Source organism: Pseudoalteromonas sp. T1lg75, from assembly GCF_002964705.1.
Taxonomy (GTDB): Bacteria; Pseudomonadota; Gammaproteobacteria; order Enterobacterales; family Alteromonadaceae; genus Pseudoalteromonas.
This window is the reverse complement of sequence record NZ_PQCD01000015.1, coordinates 1-12,527: the sequence shown is the minus strand read 5'-3', so window position 1 is coordinate 12,527 and position 12,527 is coordinate 1. Positions and strand designations below refer to the sequence as shown.

General features: G+C 45.8%; 14 protein-coding genes. 7 read left to right on the top strand and 7 right to left on the bottom strand.

Annotation, left to right across the window (positions count from 1 at the left end; translation table 11 throughout):
• Nucleotides 1-2: 2 nt before the first annotated feature.
• On the bottom strand, nt 3-506 hold the full coding sequence (locus tag C2M36_RS02645) for a transmembrane cytochrome oxidase associated protein (RefSeq protein ID WP_105188072.1): 504 nt from the start codon (nt 504-506) through the stop codon (nt 3-5).
• Nucleotides 493-1,224: an SURF1 family protein gene (locus C2M36_RS02640; RefSeq protein ID WP_105253579.1), complete on the bottom strand. Its 732-nt coding sequence runs from the start codon at nt 1,222-1,224 to the stop codon at nt 493-495. Before C2M36_RS02640 ends, C2M36_RS02645 begins: the two co-directional genes overlap by 14 nt.
• A 29-nt stretch (nt 1,225-1,253) precedes the next feature.
• Between C2M36_RS02640 and C2M36_RS02635 the strand changes: the two genes are divergently transcribed.
• Nucleotides 1,254-1,556, top strand: coding sequence for a DUF2909 family protein (locus C2M36_RS02635; RefSeq protein ID WP_105188074.1), 303 nt, complete (start codon nt 1,254-1,256; stop codon nt 1,554-1,556).
• Here the strand turns inward: C2M36_RS02635 and C2M36_RS02630 are convergent.
• The 5 genes from C2M36_RS02630 to lexA form a co-directional block, all read right to left on the bottom strand.
• Nucleotides 1,456-2,331: a cytochrome c oxidase subunit 3 gene (locus C2M36_RS02630; RefSeq protein WP_105188075.1), complete on the bottom strand. Its 876-nt coding sequence runs from the start codon at nt 2,329-2,331 to the stop codon at nt 1,456-1,458. The two genes, C2M36_RS02635 and C2M36_RS02630, sit on opposite strands and share 101 nt — an antisense overlap.
• Before the next feature lie 18 nt (nt 2,332-2,349).
• Complete coding sequence (locus tag C2M36_RS02625; protein ID WP_105188076.1) at nt 2,350-2,892, bottom strand: cytochrome c oxidase assembly protein; 543 nt, start codon at nt 2,890-2,892, stop codon at nt 2,350-2,352.
• Complete coding sequence (gene ctaD, locus C2M36_RS02620; RefSeq protein WP_105188077.1) at nt 2,893-4,467, bottom strand: cytochrome c oxidase subunit I; 1,575 nt, start codon at nt 4,465-4,467, stop codon at nt 2,893-2,895.
• Nucleotides 4,464-5,597 (bottom strand): cytochrome c oxidase subunit II, encoded by a 1,134-nt coding sequence (gene coxB / locus C2M36_RS02615; RefSeq protein ID WP_105253578.1) that lies wholly within the window; start codon nt 5,595-5,597, stop codon nt 4,464-4,466. Before coxB ends, ctaD begins: the two co-directional genes overlap by 4 nt.
• A 316-nt stretch (nt 5,598-5,913) precedes the next feature.
• Nucleotides 5,914-6,531, bottom strand: a complete 618-nt coding sequence (gene lexA, locus C2M36_RS02610) for a transcriptional repressor LexA (RefSeq protein ID WP_105253577.1) — start codon at nt 6,529-6,531, stop codon at nt 5,914-5,916.
• Nucleotides 6,532-7,099: 568 nt separating this feature from the next.
• Between lexA and C2M36_RS16765 the strand changes: the two genes are divergently transcribed.
• The 6 genes from C2M36_RS16765 to C2M36_RS02585 all read left to right on the top strand — a co-directional run bounded on the left by C2M36_RS16765 (nt 7,100) and on the right by C2M36_RS02585 (nt 11,834).
• Nucleotides 7,100-7,456 carry a 4-fold beta flower protein gene (locus C2M36_RS16765; protein ID WP_138562977.1) on the top strand — a complete coding sequence of 119 codons (357 nt, stop codon included), beginning with the start codon at nt 7,100-7,102 and terminating at the stop codon, nt 7,454-7,456.
• Between the two features lie 111 nt (nt 7,457-7,567).
• Nucleotides 7,568-8,710 (top strand): RES family NAD+ phosphorylase, encoded by a 1,143-nt coding sequence (locus C2M36_RS02605; RefSeq protein WP_105253576.1) that lies wholly within the window; start codon nt 7,568-7,570, stop codon nt 8,708-8,710.
• Nucleotides 8,711-8,745: 35 nt separating this feature from the next.
• Entirely contained in the window at nt 8,746-9,498 is a 753-nt protein-coding gene (locus tag C2M36_RS02600; protein WP_105253575.1) for an abortive infection family protein, read from the top strand.
• A 129-nt stretch (nt 9,499-9,627) separates the two neighbouring features.
• Nucleotides 9,628-10,173: a hypothetical protein gene (locus C2M36_RS02595; RefSeq protein WP_105253574.1), complete on the top strand. Its 546-nt coding sequence runs from the start codon at nt 9,628-9,630 to the stop codon at nt 10,171-10,173.
• Complete coding sequence (locus C2M36_RS02590) at nt 10,166-11,149, top strand: hypothetical protein (protein WP_105253573.1); 984 nt, start codon at nt 10,166-10,168, stop codon at nt 11,147-11,149. The genes C2M36_RS02595 and C2M36_RS02590 overlap by 8 nt, the downstream gene beginning before the upstream one ends.
• 133 nt (nt 11,150-11,282) lie before the next feature.
• The gene (locus C2M36_RS02585; RefSeq protein ID WP_105253572.1) at nt 11,283-11,834 is read left to right on the top strand and encodes a hypothetical protein; all 552 of its coding nucleotides are present in this window, start codon (nt 11,283-11,285) and stop codon (nt 11,832-11,834) included.
• Nucleotides 11,835-12,527: the final 693 nt, after the last annotated feature.

Below are 12,527 nucleotides of genomic sequence, written 5' to 3'. Positions count from 1 at the left end.
CTTTAACTGCTGCGCGCATAATTGAGTAGTTTTTTTAAGTCCTTCAACAACCCCTTGTGTACCAAGCGGTTGGCGTCGGCTTGCGGAGCATAGTCATACTCCAGGACCACCAAACCATGGTGATCGATTAAATACAGGCTACCGGCGTTCAACTGCGCCGGTGCCCTGCTGATATGAATGCTGGGCATGGTGCCCACCTTGGGGGCCTCCTTCCCTAACACGGCAATACGCACCTTATCCTGATTTTTACCCAGGGCTACATACAGGGACTGCAAGTCTTGCCATTGCTGCACGCAGCCCTGACAGGGGTCGGTATTGACCAGGGCGATGGTCCAGGGCGACGGCGGGTATTGCTGCCAGTCGCTCAGCTCCACCTGCTCGCTCATCAGTCGGCCTTGATTGCTCTGATGGCCGGGCAACCAGCCGGAATACAAAACCGCCACGGCGGCCACAATGGGCAGCAAAAAGCAGCCGATAAATAACAGAAGGGGTTTAGGTAGCTGCATGCGTTCTCCTTGCTCGCCAATAGGCACTTACGGCAATCACCAGGGCCGCCAGGGCGATTAAAAACCACTGCCAGGCGTAAGCCCTGTGTTTATCCGCCGACATGGTGACCGGCTGATAATGGGGGATGGCGCCTATGCCCTCGACTTGGTGCTGGGTATAGACCATAAAAGGGTGAATGGGTTTGCGGGTTTGCTCGCTCATCTGGGTGATGGTAATCTGTTGAATGCGTTTAGGCCAACCCTGCTCCGCCTGGCTGTCGCTCAGGGTAAACTGCGCCAGCGGCCCTTCTTTGACCAGCGCCTGGCGCAGGGTGATCTGCGCTGGCAGTTCAATGGCGGGGAGCTCACTGCGCGCACTTGGCGCCGGCACAAAGCCCAGATTGACCACCAGCCAGTGGCTGGAGCCCGGAGCCAAGGCCAGTGCCAGCAAATCGTAGCCGACCCGGCCCTGATACACCTGATTGTCCAGCAGCCAGTATTCACGCTGCAGCTTGGCATCGAAGCCTACCTGCAAACCGGTGGCGTCTTCGCTTTCGATATAACGCAGCGCCTTGGTTAAAGGCATGACCCCCTGTGCCGACCAGGAATCCAGCAGCTGTTGTCGCTCCTGCTTTTGGTCCGCCCGTTCAAGCTGCCAAAAACCCAAGCGAGTACAAACAGTTACCGCAAGGATAACCAACCCAGTCCATAAAATTGCGCTAAGCTTACCTGTAAACACTCAACCACCAACCTCGGAGTATCCGTACCGTGCTTATTAAAATTATAATTATTGCGCTGTTGTTGCTCGTCATTTACACCCTTTTCCGTGCCTTACTGGCGATGATAAAATCCGATAACAAGGTGCCTATGTCGCGCTATTTGGGCAAGCGCGTCGCCCTGTGCATCCTGGTACTCATCATTATTTTGCTGGCGCAGCAGTTTGGTCTGCTGCGCTTTAATCCATCACCGATCACAACACATACACAAATACAAACAGGCACAGCCACACCACATCTACAAAGTGCCAGTACCAGGCCGCCGCTTGAAAGGCGAAATGCTTTTCGCTACTAAAGTGACCCTTCAATACGCGAATAAAGACCACGGTGAGCATGATGGCCCCCAAGGTCACATGCAGGCCGTGGAAACCGGTGAGCAAGAAAAAGGTGTTGCCGTATATGCCGGAATCCAGCTTCAGACCTAAATCCTGATAGGCATGCACATATTCATAGGCTTGCAGGCCCAGAAAGCAGGCACCAAGAACTATGGTCAACAGCAGGAAGAGGGTCAGTGGCTTACGCTGGTCTTTTTCTATGGCGGTGTGGGCAAACTGCAGGGTCACCGAGGACACCAAAAGGATAATGGTGTTGATCAGGGGCAGCCCCTGCCAGCCCATGGCCTGAGTGGTGGTGCCACCCGGGGTGTTTTCCAGCGGCCAGACGGCGGTAAACTCGGGCCATAACACTTCACCCGTCATCACATTGTTGCCATCACCACCGAGCCAGGGCACCGCCAGCATGCGGGCGTAAAACAAGGCACCAAAGAAGGCGGCAAAGAACATCACCTCGGAGAAGATAAACCAGCTCATGCCCTGTCTAAAGGAGCGGTCCATCTGCATCGAATAAAGACCGCCATGGGATTCGCTGATGACATTACGAAACCAGCCCACCAGCATATAGAGCAACACGGCAATACCCAAAAATAACAGGTACTGACCATGGCTGCTTTCCTGCTCCATTTGCATCACGGTTAACCCCGCGCCGGCGGCGATAAAAAACAATGCCACCGCGCCGACTATCGGCCAGGGGCTTTGCGCCGGCACATAGTACTTTTCATACTGTTCACTCATATTCATGCCTCATTTGGGTTATCGCGCCGACGCCACTAACGACTCGGGATGCTTGGCGCTGATATCAAAAAGCGTATATGACAACGTTAGCTCCTCGTATTCGGGGGGTAACGCCGGATCGACATAAAACCTTAATTGATATTCTTGTTGTTCGTTGGCCTGCAGGGTTTGCTGGTCAAAGCAAAAGCACGCCAGTTTATGCAGGTATTTTGCCGCCAACCCCGGAGAGACAGACGGAATGGCCTGCATCACCCGGGCTTGATCGCTGGTATTGGCCGCCGCAAAGGTCACCACACTCATCTCGCCGGGCTTGACCACCACCGCCTGCTGCCGGGCGCTGACCTTAAAGGGCGCGCCGCTTTGAGCATGGGTGGTAAAGCTCACCGTCACCTCGCGACTGTTATCCACACTTTGGCTTTGCTGCGCCTGCTCCATGGAGGGCTTGCCATTGAGGCCGGTGACATCGCAGAACACGTCATACAAGGGCACCAGCGCAAAGGCGAAGGCAAACATGGCCAGGGTAGTTAACAGCAGCTTTCTTAACAGCGGCATATGGTTCATTTATTTCACCTCGGGCGGCGTCTCAAAGGTGTGATACGGCGCCGGTGAGGCCACTTGCCACTCTAAGCCCTCGGCTCCGTCCCACACCTTAGCGGGTGCTTTTTCACCGGCTTTAATGCATTTAAACACCACGGCCACAAACAGCAGCTGCGACAGACCAAAGGCAAAGCCGCCGATACTGATAATGGCGTTAAAGTCGGCAAACTGCAGCGCATAGTCGGGGATACGACGAGGCATGCCCGCCAGGCCGACAAAGTGCATGGGGAAGAAGAGCACATTGACGCTGATCAGCGACATCCAGAAGTGCCACTTCGCCAGCGTGGTGCTGTACATATGCCCGGTCCATTTCGGCAGCCAGTAATAGGCCGCGGCCATAATGGAGAACACCGCCCCGGTAACCAACACATAGTGGAAATGCGCCACCACGAAGTAGGTATCATGGTATTGGAAGTCCACCGGCGTAATCGCCAGCATCAGGCCGGAGAAGCCACCCAGGGTAAAGAGCACGATAAAGGCGATGGCAAACATCATGGGCGCTTCAAAACTGATGGAGCCGCGCCACATGGTCGCCACCCAGTTGAACACCTTCACCCCGGTGGGCACGGATATCAGCATGGTGGAGTACATGAAGAAAAGCTCACCGGCCAGCGGCATGCCGGTGGTAAACATATGGTGCGCCCAGACCACAAAGGACAGCAAGGCGATGGACGCGGTGGCATACACCATGGAAGAGTAGCCAAAGAGTTTTTTGCGCGAGAAGGTGGGCACTATGGTCGAGATAATACCGAATGCCGGTAAGATCATGATGTACACCTCGGGGTGACCGAAGAACCAGAAAATGTGCTGGAACATCACGGGATCGCCACCACCGGCGGCGTTAAAGAAGTCGGTGCCGAAGTATTTATCCGTCAGTACCATGGTCACTGCCCCCGCCAGCACCGGCATCACCGCAATCAGCAGGAAGGCGGTGATCAGCCAGGTCCACACAAACAGCGGCAGTTTCATCCACTTCATGCCCGGCGCCCGCAGGTTGACAATAGTCACTATGACGTTAATCGCCCCCATGATGGAGCTGGCGCCCATGATATGGATGGCAAACACGAACAGCGCGGTGTTGTCATTGCTGTAGGTGGTCGACAGCGGCGCATAGAAGGTCCAGCCGAAGGCCGGGCCGCCCCCATCCATAAACAGCGACATCAGCAAAATGGCAAAGGCGAAGGGCAGGATCCAGAAGCTCCAGTTGTTCATGCGCGGCAAGGCCATGTCCGGCGCCCCGATCATCATGGGGATCATCCAGTTGGCCAGGCCGGTAAAAGCCGGCATCACCGCACCGAAGACCATGATCAAGCCATGCACCGTGGTCATCTGATTAAAGAAATGCGGGTCAACCAATTGTAATCCCGGCTGGAATAGCTCGGCGCGAATGACCATGGCCATGGCGCCGCCGGTTAAAAACATCAGCAAGGAAAACAGCAGGTAAAGCGTGCCTATGTCTTTATGATTAGTGGTAAAGAGCCAGCGTTTAATGCCGGTCGCAGGCCCGTGATGTTCATGTGTTGCAGCTGCTGTACTCATTGTTCTTCCCCATCAATAAAGGCCTGGATCGCACTCGGTTGCACCGTATCGCCGGTGTCATTACCAAAGGCATTACGCTGGTAAGTAACAACGGACGCGAGCTCTTTAATAGTGAGCTGGCTAACAAACGCCTGCATGGCCGTACCCGGTTTACCCTGTACCACGATATCGATGTGGTCTTTGATTTCGCCGGTCGCGATTGGGCTGCCCTTGATTGCCGGGAATACTCCGGGAACGCCGAGACCCGTCGGTTGGTGACAGGCTACGCAGCGGGTCATATACACCTGCTCACCAGTGCTCATGAGCTCCTCATGAGACAGGGTTTGGTCGAGCAAGGCAGCATCGGCATCGGCCTGGTCCAACATCGCTTGTTTTTGCTCCGCCAGCCAGGTATCGAACTCCTCAGGGGATTTCGCTTCAACCACCACGGGCATAAAGCCGTGGTCCTGACCACACAGCTCGGCACATTGGCCGCGATAGATACCCGCTTCGTTAACCTTGGTCCAGGCCTCGTTGATAAAGCCCGGGTTGGCGTCTTTTTTCACCGCGAAGTCCGGCACCCACCAGGAGTGGATGACATCGTCCGAGGTCATCAGGAACCGCACTTTTTTGCCTGTGGGGATCACCAAGGGTTTATCCACCTCCAACAGGTAGTTTTCGCCCTTAGCTTCTGCGTTTTTAATTTGCCCCTGGGGCGTGGCCAGCAGCGAATAAAAGCCCAGATCATGGCCCATGTATTCATAATGCCACTTCCACTGCGAGCCGGTGATCTTAATGGTGACATCCGCCTTGGAGGTGTCTTCCATGGCAATCAGGGTTTTGGTCGCGGGCACCGCCATGCCGATAAGAATTAAAAATGGGATCGCGGTCCAAAGAATTTCGACCTTGGTGCTTTCATGGAAGGTGGCGGCGGTAGCGCCCTTGGATTTCCGGTGCCTGAGCAAGGCCCAAAACATGACCGAGAATACGATCACCCCAATTACACAACAGATGATAAATATCGTCATATGCAACTGGTAAACATTCTCGCTGATATCCGTCACCCCGGGGCGCAAGTTGTACTTGCTGTTAGCAAAGGCCAACTGGGGAACAAACAGACACAGCAACATGAGGGAGCAAAGCTGCTTCATGTACCATCTCCTTAACTACGCGCAACGCAAAAAGGGAAGAGGCAATTACTGCTAGCCATTCTTCGTTATTATTATGCTTGGACTGGCCGATTCAATTTACTGCAAACAAAGTGCGCAAAAAGCAACCAGCAAAGCCTGTAATATAACCAATTAGTCAAGAATTGAGTGAATAGCAAGAAATGAAGCGTTTTAGTTTTTCTTTTTTAAATAAATATTTGGGGGATATTCAATCTGTTAGCGCGTAAGGAAAGAAAGGAGAAAAGCGCCGTAAAACCCCCAATAAACGGCCTATCGGGGGCTAAAAGTGGGGTAAAACCTACATCCAGTCGGCGTTTCGAATTACACCAACCGCTAAACCCTCAATATTAAAGGATTCATGTTCTAAATCGACTTCGATGGGGGCAAACTCATCGTTCTCAGCGTGCAGTAACACCTTGCGACCGGCCTTTTCCAAACGTTTTACCGTCACGTCTTCACCGACACGGGCCACCACCACCTGACCGCTCTCGGCCACCTGAGCACGGTGTACCGCCAGCAGGTCGCCATCAAGAATACCGATATCCTTCATACTCATGCCGTTTACGCGCAGCAGATAATCCGCCGCAGGCTTAAATAACGTAGGGTCGATTTGGCAGTGACTCTCAATATGTTCCTGGGCCAAAATGGGCTCACCGGCGGCAACGCGACCAATCAGGGGTAAACCTAATTGCTCCGGCTCTTCTTCCTCAACCAGCTGAATACCGCGGCTGGCGCCGGGTTTCATCTTGATCACCCCTTTCTTGGCCAGCGCCTTCAGATGCTCCTCGGCGGCATTGGCACTGCGAAAGCCCAGCGTTTGTGCAATTTCGGCGCGCGTCGGCGGCATGCCGGTATCTTTAATAAAGACTTTGATCAGCTCTAAAATTTGCGATTGGCGTTTAGTTAAAGGGCGCATACAACTGGTTTTCCATACAGTACATTTAACTGTGAGTATATACAGTTGTCAGAAAATCGCAAATAAATTCAAGGAATTTGCCACCCCCATTTGTGGCGTTTAATTTATTTCCAAAAAAATCCATTAACAATAAACCTTTTAAATGCTCAAAGAGTGATGGGGTATCTAGCGACTTAGGTCTACTTAAGCTCTAACTAAAGGATGGTTGAGAAATTGATGCTTATCCACCTAACTTATTAGTTTGTTACCATACTTGGAACTAAGCTATCGAAAGCCGCGGCGGTGCTAGGTGTAGTGATAGTCAGGCAAGGGGAAAAGCTGACGTTCATCCTTCCACCGAAATTACTGTTTATACATCCATACTCGTTGAGTTTATCCTATAGTCAGGAAAACGACCCAATGGGTCGTTTTTGTCGTGTCCACGTTTAGAGCAATGTAGCGAAACATCAACGCTGGTAAGTACTTCCTAAATTTGCTATCAATGGTCATAGGACAAAAACGAGACAAATTGCGGCAGAAAAACGACCCAATCGCTCGATATTAAATTGTTATGTGTCAGGGAGTTCTTATGTCAGATTGGGTTTTCGGAAGAAATGGACAAGCCACTATCATTTTCAACGATGATTGTTTTCGAAATAATCGTGGTCAAGTAATCGCTTGGGTTCGTGGAAATAATGTTTATACACTTCGCGGCCAACATGTTGGCTGGTTCGAAGGTGGTGTACTTTATGATAATAGAAATAGTGCGTTAGGTTTTACACGTAATTCAACTGGTTCATTACCAAGCCGTCCGGGTATGGGAGGCACACCAGGAACTCCTGGGTTTGCAGGTAAACCCGGGCGTCCTGGATTTAGTGGTACTCCAGGGAAACCAGGACGTGGTGGTTGGTCTCAAAGCGATCTAGCAACATACTTTAACACATAACAAGCGCATTAAGCATGGGACTGCTAACAGTTTGCTCGGTTCCGCTTCGCTTCACATTTTAGCAAACTATTATCAGCCCCTTATGCGGGCGTTAAGTTTCTCGGAGGTTCTGTGTCACAAGTATGTGTTGAGTGCGTTAAAGATAAAAATATAAAGAAATTAATAATAAAAAATGGTTCAAAAAATACTTGCACCCTTTGTGAAGAAGAACATTTATCAATAGATTTCGAAGACCGTGATTTTTTTTCATTAGTCAAAGCAGTATTACGATTTAATTTCTCTGAATGGGAATACAACAGGCATTGGGGAGGAGATGGACTCGAGTGCTTATTTTATGGAGAAGACAATGTTTTCTTTGAACAAGAAAGAGCTTTGTCTGAAGATATTTACGAAGAGTTGGTTCTTTCGATAACAGAAGGCCCTGTTTATGAAGATTATGATAAAGGGATCTCTATTTTTGCAGGTTATGGACCTGATGGGATGCAAAATATGTTGTTGGAATCAATTAAATCATCGTCCGACATAAGCTTAGTCAAATTGGCGAATAGATTAAAATCTGAAAATTACTTTAAGGTAGAAAAAGAACTCTTAAAAATATTAGCTAAATTTGCTGATGTAGCAAAAATTAGTTTAGAAAAAGGGGCAACTTTTTATCGTGCACGTGTAGGAATATCTGACAAAAAAAGATCTTTAGGCGGTGGTTTTGAGACTGAATACCATTTCACACCTTATACAGAAAGTGCTATAGGCTCTCCTCCTCCCTTAATGGCAAGTGCAGGAAGAATTAATCGACCTGGTGTAGCTTTTTTTTATTGTGCTACTGATAAGTACACTGCGGTTTCAGAAGTACGACCTCATCCTGGCGATCAAGTGTCAATTGGTAAGTTTGCATTATCAAATAAAGCTAAAATATTTAACTTGTCTGAAAGCCAATTACTTCACTTTTATTCATCTGATGAATCTTTGGATACATATATTCCATTGAATACCCTATCTAATTTTATGAACAAAGTAATCCCACCGTCAGAAAGGCAGCAATACTCCTTTACACAATTAATAGCTGATTGTATACGTCAGATGGGCTTTGATGGAATTATGTTTAATAGCACAGTAGGCAATGGCGAAAATATTGTTCTATTTGACCCTTCAATAGTTAGTTATACAAATGAAGATTCTGAAGTTGTCGAGGTCGAACAAGTCAAATATACATTAGAAACACTCAAGCTTATCTCAGATGATGAGATATATTCTTAAAAAGTTATTAGCTTACTCATGGAGTATTGATGTAAATGGAAATTGAATTCATTAATAATGATTTTGAGCGTGCAGAATATTTTCAAAGCATACTGTTAGCGCGAGCGACTGGTGGTGATGCTGATGACAATCATTATTTATTGATGCGTCAGCATCTGATGTCTAACCCCAATTATGCTGAAATTCTTCCTCGCTGGGTAAAAACCAATAGAAACCTTGATCAATTTTGGCAATACATTAAAAATAAATTCCCATCCTATGCAGAGAGAAGGCAATTCTTATATGATGAAATAAATCCACTTCTAGAATACCTAGAAACTAAACAGACTTTACCCGCAGCAAAAAGTATTGATGAAGTTTTAAGTAAATTTGATTCTGATGGTATTCATTTTGCTTGGCAAAAAGCATTAGAACGAAAAGCTCAAGATCCGGAAGGTGCAATAACAATATCAAGAAGTATTTTAGAGTCAGTTTGCAAGCATATATTGCATGCAAAAAATATTGACTTTAATGAAACCAATATCGAATTATCTGAGCTATATAAGATAACTGCAAAAGAGCTTAATCTTTCTCCTGATCAACATTCCGAAAAAATATTTAAACAAATATTAGGAGGGTGCTCAGGTATAGTAAACGGTTTAGGTTCTCTTAGAAATAAACATGGGGATGCGCATGGCTCAAGTCCTAGAGCAGTCAAACCAAAACCAAGACATGCAGAGTTAGCTGTTAACTTGGCAGGAACAATGGCATTGTTTTTAATCTCAACTTTTGACGCAATAGAAACTTAACAATCTGTTAAACAAGGACAAAAAACAGTTGGTTTTGCTCCTTTGTCGCTAATTTAAACCAACTGTTTTTAGCCTGTTAACAGGGCGTTATGTGGCGAGTTTAATCAGTAAGAAATTTGAGAGAATGATATGGAAGATATAGAGAGGCATGAAAGTAAGTACCTCAGCTCGGGGGATAAGAAAAAACACATATTATTGTCGAGTTATATAAAGTCTCTCTTGAAAAATGATAGGGTAATTGAGGCGGCTTTTTTTCAAGAAGAGTTACTCATGCTCAAGCCTGAGCACCGTCAGGTACACGCATTAGGTTATGAAATTGCTATTAGATCTTTTAATTATAAAAATGTAGTAATGTACGATGACTTCTTATCGAAAAACAAAAAATGCAAAGAAGAGTTATTAAAGTTAAGGGTCAAATATTTCTATTCTATTCAGCACTCAATTTATTTAGAAGCTACGATTAACGAGTTGTTACCAATATTGAAATTTGATAAGGGCTACTTTCCTATTTTAGTTGAATCGATATTTTTCAACCGCAGTATAAGAAATATAAAGTCTTTGCTCATATTTTTACGAAAAAATAGTCTTAAGTTGGACCAAAAAACTGAAACTAATGTTAAAAAAATAGCATATGAAAAGCTGTGTGATCAATTAGTGAGAGTTGCAAATGGCTAATTTTTTAGTTGTAAAGATTTTAGAAAATTCTGGTCCGTGTTTACCAAGTACTTTCGTATATCGTGATATTGAAATTAGACCACCAAAAGCTGACACTGATAAAGAAAGAGCTTTGATTGAGAATTCAATTAAGGAGAATAATCAAGATTTAGATATTGCGCTAAATGCGCGCATCTGTTGTATAGTTCGCGCCAATAATATAAATGATGCGGTATCTATTGCTGATGATAAATTTACTGAATTACTAGATTTAAAGTCACGGGAATACACAATGAGCAACCTTGCTCTATCTAACTGTGGCTTTGTTAAGAACCTAGAAACATCAAAAATTGAACTCTTGACTAGAAAAAAATCATATGATTTTGGGAATGTGTTTATACGGCAACCGTCAATCGTACAAACATGTAACCAAACACAATATGTATTATTGCATGATAATGAGTTAACTGAGCGGTATAAAAAATCACTACATTGGTCTAGGCATAGTAAGCATGAAAAAAATTTACATCTCAAAGTGATTTTTGATTGGTTTGCCGTGGAAGCTTTATTGAAAGAAGGCCAAAATGATAACGTTGCGCCCTACATTAGGTGGTTTCTTGGGTTTCCAAATGGAAAGTCATGTCAGTATCTCGATGGTGGCATAAAAGATAAGCTAGAGAGTCATGATAAATATGCGATTACAGGGAAAAGGTTGTCAGACGCATTAGAACAAATCAGGATTTTGCGCAACGATTCAATACATCACGGATCAAGAAAAATTGATTATACGCCACAACAACTTTGTTTCTACAGTCAAGTCATGTTGATGGGGACTGCAAGGTGTCAAGATGCGGTGTTACGAGCGATCAGTTTAAAACTGAATACTCTACAGGAATTTAAGGACTATATAAGTTGCATTTTTGAACAGAAAGAACACTTGATCAGTGACATTCATGGTACGGTGATTCATTTGTTGGCTGAGGAAAATGCCACATAACAAAGCAATCAAGGTGATGCGTTACACTCGGCGGTTTTGGTATGAAGTTCAGTGCGCTTTGTTAGTTCCGTGGGGCACACCTTATTGCGGGCGTTAGGCACTTTATTCACATCCACAGTAAAAAGAGAGAAGTATGAGTGATTGGGATTTCTTACACGATATGCACAATGAAGGTTATAGTCCTGATCAAATCGCAGATGCTGCGGCTTGTGGATATAACCCATATGATCACTCAATCAATCTTGAAGAATTCGGTTTTAGTTCAGATGAATGGGAAAAGTTAGATGATTCAGAACTAACAGATGAAAATCTACATGTTAATCCTGAACTGATAGAAGTATTTGAAGACCTTGTACATAATGCGGCAGTATTTCATTCATTAACGAATCGTTATCTACAAATTTGGGGCGAGTTGGGAGAACTTTTTGCTGAAATTCACTATGGTATTAAGCGGCATAAACCGCATACCAAAGGTTCTGATGGCAAACTCGGCAATGACTTTATTGAAATAAAAACAATTTCTCCAGAAAAAGCAGTAGATGAAGTAAAAGTTAAGCGTTCTGGCAACTTTAATAAACTGTTGATAGTTAAAATAAACGAAGACTTCTCTTTTGAAAGTCAGATAATTGCAAGGAAAAACCTTCCAAAAGGCAATGGCACACATGTTCGTGCTTCATGGAAGTAGAATCCCACAAAAAATGCCTAACAAGAAAATCCAGGTGATGCCTACGGCGAACCTGATTTAGGCGTTAGCTGTATTTGGAGAATGACGGGTGGCAAAAATTGACGATGCAGTTGAGCGAATTATGATAAAAGAGCCGCACCTTACTAGGGCTGAAGCTATAAAACTAGTTGCTATGAAACGTGACAAAATCGAAACCAGAAGCAAGCTGAGAAGATAAAGAAACAAGCACAGGAAAGAAGGCGAAAAGGAAAACCAGCAAAGGGCTCAATCAAGACAGTATCTGGTGGGGCTGTATCGCCAAGGTAGAGCCATACAGCTTGAATTATAGAGGATAAGAAGCCTTTTCCCAGTTGGCTTTCCAATGCAGCAGGCGAAATCGTATAGCAGTAAGCGCTCGTTACATGAAGAGGTATTGCCGTGTGCGAGCCAGAAATTTACGTGACGCTCTAATAGGCTATATATGATCTATTATGGACGTTTTTGTGCCGCAATAGTCCTTATAAGAGCCATTACGAATAGCTTAGGTTTCGGTCATATAGAAAACTGCCCTTTTTGCTTTCTAGAAAATAACACCATTTAGTTAATTCAGTTCAGGCTTGAGCCTTACTCATTCCCTTTTATTAGCTCCCTAAGTGGCAAACGCTCTAACAAAAGTAACACCAGCTCACGTTGGAAGTATTGATAGTTATCAGG

Excerpts from the sequence above, each read along its gene's own strand:
- C2M36_RS02645 (WP_105188072.1), bottom strand. The coding sequence starts at position 506 with ATGCAGCTACCTAAACCCCTTCTGTTATTTATCGGCTGCTTTTTGCTG.
- C2M36_RS02630 (WP_105188075.1), bottom strand. The coding sequence starts at position 2,331 with ATGAGTGAACAGTATGAAAAGTACTATGTGCCGGCGCAAAGCCCCTGG.
- C2M36_RS02625 (WP_105188076.1), bottom strand. The coding sequence starts at position 2,892 with ATGAACCATATGCCGCTGTTAAGAAAGCTGCTGTTAACTACCCTGGCC.
- ctaD (WP_105188077.1), bottom strand. The coding sequence starts at position 4,467 with ATGAGTACAGCAGCTGCAACACATGAACATCACGGGCCTGCGACCGGC.
- coxB (WP_105253578.1), bottom strand. The coding sequence starts at position 5,597 with ATGAAGCAGCTTTGCTCCCTCATGTTGCTGTGTCTGTTTGTTCCCCAG.
- lexA (WP_105253577.1), bottom strand. The coding sequence starts at position 6,531 with ATGCGCCCTTTAACTAAACGCCAATCGCAAATTTTAGAGCTGATCAAA.
- C2M36_RS16765 (WP_138562977.1), top strand. The coding sequence starts at position 7,100 with ATGTCAGATTGGGTTTTCGGAAGAAATGGACAAGCCACTATCATTTTC.
- C2M36_RS02600 (WP_105253575.1), top strand. The coding sequence starts at position 8,746 with ATGGAAATTGAATTCATTAATAATGATTTTGAGCGTGCAGAATATTTT.
- C2M36_RS02595 (WP_105253574.1), top strand. The coding sequence starts at position 9,628 with ATGGAAGATATAGAGAGGCATGAAAGTAAGTACCTCAGCTCGGGGGAT.
- C2M36_RS02590 (WP_105253573.1), top strand. The coding sequence starts at position 10,166 with ATGGCTAATTTTTTAGTTGTAAAGATTTTAGAAAATTCTGGTCCGTGT.
- C2M36_RS02585 (WP_105253572.1), top strand. The coding sequence starts at position 11,283 with ATGAGTGATTGGGATTTCTTACACGATATGCACAATGAAGGTTATAGT.